This is a genomic window from Deltaproteobacteria bacterium (genome assembly GCA_026712905.1).
Taxonomy (GTDB): Bacteria; Desulfobacterota; Binatia; order UBA9968; family JAJDTQ01; genus JAJDTQ01.
The window spans coordinates 1-7,177 of record JAPOPM010000176.1 but is presented as its reverse complement, the minus strand read 5'-3'; the positions used below and the strand labels follow the sequence as shown (position 1 = coordinate 7,177).

The window sequence follows — 7,177 nt, the reverse complement described above, 5'->3', positions numbered from 1 at the left end:
GCGGTTGTCCATCAACGCATGGCCCAGGTAGCACAGCTTCGCTTCCTGCCCTTGGCCCTTGCGGTACAGCCGTGCCTGTGGATCGGTGCTCGACTGGTGGGTCGCATTGCTGCGCTTCTCGCCGTGGAAGTCCGCCTCGGCATTGCGTCCACCGCCACCGCGCCGTCCGCCTCCATCTTTCGGCCGGAACGACTTCATCGACGCCCACGCCTCCAGCAACGTCCCGTCTACGCTGAAGTGTTCATCCGACAAAAGGCGTCCTTCACGGGCCTGACCCAGCACTTGCTCAAAAAAAGGGAACTATGGCGCATAGTCACATCCATCATTTCGATTGGAATGTCTTGGATCAGACAGGGAGTGGGCATGTGCTCCGCGCGACCCCGCCACGATCCGGGCGCTTCGGTTCGTTACGCCGGACGCTTTCCCGGCTTCGATGGCACGACCATTCCCTGTGCGGCATGGCCCCGGCGACGGCGATTCGGTAGCAACGACGGCCTGCGGAAGCCGCTTCCGGTCCACTACCGCCCCGGCCACGTCCACCGCCGTCACGTGGGCGTGGCCATGCGGTAACCCACCCCGCGGACGTTGAGGATGCAGGAGGGCGCGGCCGGGTCGTTGCCGAGCTTGTGGCGGAGCTTCTTCACGAAGTTGCGCACCACTTGAGGGTTGGCGGTGTGGCGGCCTTTCCAGGCTTGGCGCAGCAGCGAGTCGTAGGTCACGACTCGGCCCGGGTCGAGCGAAAGCACTCGCAGGAGCTCGAACTCGGTGAGGGTGAGCTCGACCGGCCTCCCGGCCACGGTCACCCGGCGCGCGGCGTAGTCGATGGCGAGCTCGCCGAGCACGAACGGCTCGGACCCGTTGCGGCGGCGAAGCGCGGCCCGCACCCGCGCGGTCAGCTCCGCCGCCGAGAAGGGCTTGACGAGGTAGTCGGCGGCGCCGGCTTCGAGCGCCCGCACCATGGTCTCGTCGCGGCCGTAGCCGGAAATGAAGATGACCGGCACATCGGCCATCCCGGGGACTTCCCGCATCAGCTCGATGCCGTCGGTTCCCGGCAGCACCAGGTCGAGCAGGACCAGGTGCGGCCTCTTCGTTCGGACAAGCGTTTCGGCCTCCTCCGGCTCCCCCGTCACCAGCGGAGCATAGCCCGCCGCGGCGAGCGTGTCGCGGACGTAGCGCAGCGTTTCCGGGTCGTCGTCCACTACCAGTACGGGCACCGGCTCGCGTCCCTCGCGCGAACTGCCGGCCAAGGCGCCCGGCGCCGCGGTCTCGCCGTCCTCGCCGGCCACCGGAAGCGTGAAGGTGACCCGCGTGCCAAGGCCCGGCCCCGCGCTCTCCGCCCGAATGCGTCCGCCGTGCGCTTCCACCAGCCCCTTGCAGATGGCAAGCCCGAGCCCGATTCCCGCGGCCTCCCGCCCGCGCTCCCCGCCGCCGATGCCGGCATGGCGCCGGAACAGGCGCGGCAACTGCTCGGGCGCAACCCCCCGCCCCTGGTCCGAAACCGAGACCGCCACCTCGATGCCGTCGCGCACCGCGCCCACCTCGATGGGCGAGGACTCTGGCGAGTGCCGGGCCGCATTGGAGAAGAGGTTGTTCAGCACCTGCACAATGCGCCGCTCGTCAGCCATCACCCGCGGCAGGTCCGGCGGCAGGTCGATGCGTATGGCCTGCCGGCCTCCGCCGCTCAAAAACGTGGTCCTCGCCTGCTCCACCAGGGCTCCCATCTCCAGCGGCTCGGGGTCGACCGAGAGCGTGCCCGAGTCGATGCGCCCGGCATCGAGCAGGTCGCTGATCAGGCCCTGCATGTGGTCGGCCTGCTGGTCGATGATGCGGATGAACTGGCGCATCTCGGCGCGGTCGAGCGCCCGCGGGGCGCCGAGCAGGGTCGTCGTCGAGCCCTTGATGGAGGTCAACGGCGAGCGCAACTCGTGGCTCACCATGCCCAGGAACTCCGCGCGCAGCCGCTCCATCTCCTCGAGCGGAGCCAGGTCCTGCATGGTCACCACCACCGACTCGACCTCGCCTTCGCCCGAACGGATCGGCGCGACGTTGATCAGCATCCGGAGGCTGCGCCCGCCGGGCGCCGAGAGCTCCACCTCAATGGCGCGCAGCGTCTCGGCGCTCTTGAGCCCGGCGAGCGTGAACTCCCGCCCGTCGGCGAGCCGGGCGTTCACCACCTCCAGCAACTGCGCGGCGGAGCGGCCCGGCGCCCGCAACGCCTCCACGATGCGCCGCGCCTCGCGGTTGAACGTCACCGGAGCGCCGTTCCGCGCGTCGAACACCACCACGCCCACCGGCGAAGTCTCCACCAGCGCCTCCACGCTCGCCCGCGCCCGTTGCTCCTCGCGGTGCGCGCGCGCGTTGGCGATGGCCGCCGCCGCCTGCGACGCGAACAGCACCAGCACCTCCTCGTCCTCTCCGGTGAACCCGTCTCCCCCCTCCTTGTCCGCGAGGAAGAAGTTTCCCGCATGCACGCCGCGATGGCGCATCGGCGTCGCCTGCAAGGTCTTGACGGCAATGCGGTCGGTCGCCAGGCCGAGGGAGCGGACATAGCCGGGAAAGTCGTCCAGCCTCAGCGGCGCCTCCTGGTCGCGCAGATGCTCGAACAGCCGCAGCCCGTCGGGCAGCCAGCCCGCCAGCCGCTGCTCCGCTTCGCCGCTCAGGCCCGAGGTGACGAAGTCCTGCGGTTGGCCTGCCTCGTCGACGGTCGTGATGACCCCGTAGCGGGCGCCGGTGAGCGCGCGGGCGCTGTCGACCACCTCCCGCAGCACGGCCCCCACGTCGAGGCTTGCGCTGATGCGCAGGATGGCCGCGCTCAGGCGGGAGGTGCGCTCGCGCAGCGCCTCGGCCCCGCGGACCGGTTTGTTGCTCTTCTTCATCGAACCTGCCCGCCCCCGACTGGAACCGGCCTGCCGCCTGGCGGGAGTCGGTTGGAGGATACGAAAGGCGAACCTTCGCCAAGATACACAGAAGATACACTGAATATAACAAATAAAGCACCCACAAGATATACAATTTGAGGTATGGTATCCGGATGATTCGAGAGGCGCTCGGAACGAAGTCTGTCTTCGCAGGGCGCGGGAATTCCTGAATCAGGGAGGACAGCCCCGCAGGCCGCATCGGTGACCGGGGCAAGGGGCTCCATCGCCATGGACCCGTTCCGGAAAAGGGAACCGGGCGAGAGCGACCCGGGTAGCGTGAGCCTTGAGCCGGCGCTCGCCGCGCTGACCCGGCTGCGGGTCCATGTCCCCGTGAGAGCGCCCGCGTCATGACGGAAGCCGAAAGAGACCTGCTGAGGGCCATCGGCGCGCGAGTGGCCGAACCTCGCCACAGGACGACCTTCAGTGTGGACACGGACACCTTGGAGATCCTTGACGAGTTGGTGACGCTAGGGCTGGTCGAGTCCACGGGCTACGTGATGCGGAACCCCGGGCCAGTGGTCCGTGTCTGCCTCACGGGCCGGGGTTGGATCAGGTTCAAGGAACGGAGGAAGCCATGAATCGGGCAATTCGCGCGAGGCCGATTACGCCCCAAAGCCATTTTCGACGCATGGCGATTACCCAAGTGATGTCCACTTGATCGACTGCGAGCGCGGCAAGAAGGATTCAGAACATGGCCAAGGCCGATCTGGTTCTCAAGGACTTTCTCGATACCTGGGATTACTTTTGTGCTCTGTCCGACTACTTCTACGAGGTAGGCGACCAGCTGGCCGACCGCGACTTCAAGCCTGTCGATATTCAAGTTCGTCCCGAGAACCTGCCTCGGTTCGACCAATTGGTGGACTTTATGATGCTTCAGCATCGGGGTTGCTCTGGGAATGCAGTTGGAGGCAGGACCTACCACCTTGTTACCCTCACCGGGGAAGGGATGAAGGTCTACAGTAGATGGTCGAACCGCACCGGGACGATACAGTAGTCGAGGGTGACCGGGCCGACCGGGTAGGGCAAGCGAGCACTGAGGAACGCTGAAGTCACCTATTTCCCCAAGTCACCCTCAACCAGGCTTTGGAAGGCTGAGGCGGTCCAGCAGCACCACATCGCAGAGTTGGACCGGGGGTGGCGGATATGCGGCCCGGATCCTCGGCACAGGCAACGGCTGTCCGGTAGCGGAAAAGAACCATCATGATTCAGTTTGCTGCCGGCATCCCATGACCTCCCTATCTCTGGATCGCTACGCCGCGTTCATGTTGCGCCACCGATGGCCGGTCCTCGCGTCGGCTGTTGCGGCCGTGGTGGTTCTGACAGCCGGCACCCATTTCATCACCGTCTCCAACGACTGGCGCGACAACATCGACGAGAACAGTCCTCAACTCGTTGCATTCGACGCCCTGGAGGACACCTACACGGCGACCCATGCGGCGGTGATCGCAGTCGCGCCCAAGCGGGGATCGGTGTTCACCCGCGAGGCGCTGGGCGCTGTCGAGGAGTTGACCGAGGCCGCGTGGCGCGTGCCGTGGTCCGCTCGGGTCGATTCCCTCACGAACTACAACCACAGCGAGGCGGCCGGGGACGACTTGAAGGTCGAGCGGCTCGTGGACGGCGCCGGATCGCTCGGCGATGACGACCTCGCGCGGATCAAGAGGATTGCGTTGAACGAAGTCAGCGTCGCGGGCCGTCTCGTCTCCCGCGACGGGCGGGTTGCCGGGCTGGTCATCAGCTTTGCCTTGCCCGACCACTCGGACGCCGCAATGATCGAGGTGTCCGACTATCTCCGCGGCCTCCTGGACGAGGCCCGGTCGGACCATCCGGACATCGCCTATCACCTGACCGGCGATGTCCTGCTGAACCGCGTCATGACCGAGGCGCTCGACGACGATATGCGGATCCTCGCGCCGGCCGCGTTCCTCGTCATCGTGTCCGTCGCCGGCGTCCTGCTGGGCTCCCTGGTCGGCACGCTGGCCCTCGTTGCCGTGCTTGGCTTCGTCATCGGCTCGACCATGGGCATGATCGGCTGGAGCGGCGCGGTGCTCAACGCCGCCAACTCGGGCGTTCCCATCATCATCATGACGCTCGCCATCGCGCACTCGGTCCACATCATCTCGACGGCCGCGTCCGGCACGGGGCAGGGCCTGGACCGGGACACGGCGGTCGTCGAATCGCTGCGTGACAACGCCTGGCCGGTGTTCCTTACGACGGCCACAACGGTCATCGGGTTCCTCAGCCTGAACTTCTCCGACTCTCCGCCTTTCCGGGTCCTGGGCAATCTCGTGGCGTTCGGCATGCTGTCGGCCTACGTGTATTCCATGACGCTGCTGCCGGCGCTGCTGCTGGTCCTGCCGTTGCGCGCGCGTCCCGGAGGCGCCGGGGCCTCCACCTTTTTCGATCGCCTGGGCGCCTTCGTCGTCGCCCGCCGCACGCTCCTGCTGTGGTCCGTGGGCGCGGTGGCCGTCGCCCTGATCACCGGCGTGCCCCGCATCGAGCTCACGGACAACTGGTTGAAGTATCTGGATGAGCGTTACGAGTTCCGGCGCGACACGGACTTCGTCATCGAGAACCTGACAGGTGTGGAAAACCTGGAATACTCCCTGAGCGCGGGGTACGAGGGCGGCGTCACCGATCCCGACTATCTGCGCAAGGTGGACGCCTTCGCCGAATGGTACCGCGCCCAGCCGGAAGTGGCGCACGTCCAGGCGTTCACCGACATCATGAAGCGCCTCAACAAGAACATGCACGGCGACGATCCGGCCTTCCACCGGCTGCCCGAAGACGCCGAGCTTGCCGCGCAGTACCTGCTGCTCTACGAACTGTCGGTCCCCTTCGGCAGCGACCTCAACAACCGCATCGACGTCGCCAGATCCGCCACGCGCATGACCGTCACGATGCGCGGCCTGAATTCCGAGCAGCAGCGCAGGCTCGACGCGCGCGGGCAGGATTGGCTCCGCGCCAACGCGCCCGGCCTCGCGACCGAGGGAGCGGGGATCAGCCTCGTCTCCGCCTACCTGGCGATACGGAACATCAAGAGCATGTTGTGGGGCACGGCCAGCGCCGTGGCCCTCATCTCGCTGCTCCTGATGGGGATTTTCAGGAGCGTACGCCTCGGCCTCTTGAGCTTCGTGCCCAACTTCATCCCCGCGGCCATGGCCTTCGGCGTCTGGGGCTATCTCTACGGCGAGGTGGGGAACGCCGGATCCCTGGTGACCGCCATCTCCTTCGGCATCGTCGTCGATGACACGATTCACCTCATGAGCCGGTACCTGAAGGCGCGCGGCGAGGGCCTTTCCGCGTCCGGGGCGGTGCGCGCCGCCTTTCGTGCGGTGGGTCGCGCGCTGTTCACCACGACCATGATCCTGGGGCTGGGCTTCCTGGTGTTCGCCACGTCGGGATTCGTGATCAGCTGGATGCTCGGGCTTCTGCTCGCGCTCACCATCGGCTTCGCGCTGCTCGCCGATCTCCTGCTCCTCCCACCCTTGCTGATAGCCGTCGACCGGAATGCCTGACCCCGAATCGCGATTGCAGGCGGGTGTGTTCCGGGGCTGGGCGGGGCATGGCATTCAACCAACTCCGTCGGACCGAGGATTGCAGATACGAGATCCTGAAATCCATGTTCATCAATTTCATGCTGGCAACGAACATGTCGACATGCCCGCGCGGCGCTATTCGTCGCAGATGCGCGTCCACCTCAATCCCCCGGCGTCCGCTCACGCCGTCGTTGACGCGCTCGTTCCCTCCGAACGCGAGAGGGTCGTCTGGGACGGCGACATCTCGGGCTTTGGCGTTCGCGTCCACCCCTCGGACCGGAAGTCCTACCTTGTGAACTACCGCGTGGGCAGCGGCGGTCGCAAGGCGCCCAACAAGCGGGTGGTGGTGGGCCGCGCCCGGCGGGTCACCCCGGACTAGGCGCGGCGGCTGGCCCAGGAGCTTCTGGGGCGGGTGGCCGGGGGCGAGGATCCCGCGGGGAAGCGTGCCGAGGCGGGTTCCCTTCCGAGACTGGGAGAGGCCTGCAGGGACTACATCGAGTCCGGGCACGGAAGGGCGGCTAGCAGGTTGTTGAGAAACTCCGCCTGACGCGGATAACAGTAAGTATCATATTCGTATCGAGTTGGAGTAAGCGATGAGAGGAACAGATCCGCGTCAGGAAGGGATGTTCAGTTATGTGTCGCCGGAAGCGCGAGTGCCAGCAGACCATCCGTTGCGAGCGATACGGAAGATGGTGAACAGGGCGCTTGAAGGACTGACGCGGG

General features: G+C 66.6%; 6 protein-coding genes and 1 pseudogene. 5 read left to right on the top strand and 2 right to left on the bottom strand.

Annotated elements, in window-relative coordinates; all coding sequences use genetic code 11:
• A pseudogene (locus tag OXF11_14940) lies at positions 1-282 on the bottom strand (IS5/IS1182 family transposase).
• 263 nt (positions 283-545) lie between these two features.
• Positions 546-2,876, bottom strand: a complete 2,331-nt coding sequence (locus OXF11_14935) for a response regulator (protein ID MCY4488391.1) — start codon at positions 2,874-2,876, stop codon at positions 546-548.
• A gap of 389 nt (positions 2,877-3,265) precedes the next feature.
• Between OXF11_14935 and OXF11_14930 the strand changes: the two genes are divergently transcribed.
• The 5 genes from OXF11_14930 to OXF11_14910 all read left to right on the top strand — a co-directional run.
• Positions 3,266-3,496, top strand: coding sequence for a hypothetical protein (locus tag OXF11_14930; protein ID MCY4488390.1), 231 nt, complete (start codon positions 3,266-3,268; stop codon positions 3,494-3,496).
• Positions 3,497-3,609: 113 nt separating this feature from the next.
• Complete coding sequence (locus OXF11_14925; protein MCY4488389.1) at positions 3,610-3,912, top strand: hypothetical protein; 303 nt, start codon at positions 3,610-3,612, stop codon at positions 3,910-3,912.
• Between the two features lie 232 nt (positions 3,913-4,144).
• Positions 4,145-6,433, top strand: coding sequence for an MMPL family transporter (locus OXF11_14920; protein ID MCY4488388.1), 2,289 nt, complete (start codon positions 4,145-4,147; stop codon positions 6,431-6,433).
• Positions 6,434-6,575: 142 nt separating this feature from the next.
• Positions 6,576-6,833, top strand: coding sequence for a hypothetical protein (locus OXF11_14915; GenBank protein ID MCY4488387.1), 258 nt, complete (start codon positions 6,576-6,578; stop codon positions 6,831-6,833).
• 214 nt (positions 6,834-7,047) lie between these two features.
• Positions 7,048-7,177: IS5/IS1182 family transposase (locus OXF11_14910; GenBank protein ID MCY4488386.1), on the top strand; the 130-nt coding region annotated here is incomplete at its 3' end.

What these genes read in the sequence shown, in the direction of transcription:
- OXF11_14935 (MCY4488391.1), bottom strand. Translation starts at nt 2,876, where the DNA reads ATGAAGAAGAGCAACAAACCGGTCCGCGGGGCCGAGGCGCTGCGCGAG.
- OXF11_14930 (MCY4488390.1), top strand. Translation starts at nt 3,266, where the DNA reads ATGACGGAAGCCGAAAGAGACCTGCTGAGGGCCATCGGCGCGCGAGTG.
- OXF11_14925 (MCY4488389.1), top strand. Translation starts at nt 3,610, where the DNA reads ATGGCCAAGGCCGATCTGGTTCTCAAGGACTTTCTCGATACCTGGGAT.
- OXF11_14920 (MCY4488388.1), top strand. Translation starts at nt 4,145, where the DNA reads ATGACCTCCCTATCTCTGGATCGCTACGCCGCGTTCATGTTGCGCCAC.
- OXF11_14915 (MCY4488387.1), top strand. Translation starts at nt 6,576, where the DNA reads ATGCCCGCGCGGCGCTATTCGTCGCAGATGCGCGTCCACCTCAATCCC.